Below are 517 nucleotides of genomic sequence, written 5' to 3' on the forward strand. Positions count from 1 at the left end.
GCTATCCGTGAACCCGGGTCCGATCGGCACTTCGAACCAGATTCGGCCGTCTTTCAGCCGCTCGTTGAACGGCCACAATGCTCTTGCCATTTCGCCGCCGATCGGCCGCGTCGCGCGCGCGAACAAGCGCGCCGTCGTCCCCGTCACCTCGAACGGCCCGCGACGCAGCTCGCGAATCCAGGCCGTGGCGAGGTCGTCCGACAGAAGTCCCCTGCCCCGCCCCGTCATGACCGGGACCTCCGGGCATCGGCCTCGGTCGTCGAGGTCACGGTGTTCTGCTGCTGGAAGGTCACGAGGGCGCGGCGCTGATAGCGGACCGCGCAGCCGATCTTGACGTAGGGCGGGCCGCCCCCGCGCACGCGCCATGCTTGCAACGTCCGCACCGAGACGCCGAGCAACGTCGCCGCTTGGTTCTCGCCCCGGTCCTTTCGGCGCTTGTGCAAATGACCTCGGGCGATCTGATCGTCAGCCCTTTCCAAACATGACGAAACGTGACGTCCGGTTCGAGCTCGTACAA

The 517-nt window shown here is 66.9% G+C and carries 2 protein-coding genes; both read right to left on the reverse strand.

Annotated elements, in window-relative coordinates; all coding sequences use genetic code 11:
• The coding region (locus tag ABTU92_RS29975; RefSeq protein WP_408095180.1) for a hypothetical protein at positions 1-228 on the reverse strand (228 nt) is incomplete at its 3' end.
• The coding region (locus ABTU92_RS29980; protein WP_408095181.1) for a helix-turn-helix domain-containing protein at positions 225-517 on the reverse strand (293 nt) is incomplete at its 5' end. The genes ABTU92_RS29975 and ABTU92_RS29980, both read right to left, overlap by 4 nt.

Origin of the sequence: Rhodoplanes sp. SY1 (assembly GCF_046000175.1) — a bacterium.
GTDB lineage: Bacteria > Pseudomonadota > Alphaproteobacteria > Rhizobiales > Xanthobacteraceae > Rhodoplanes.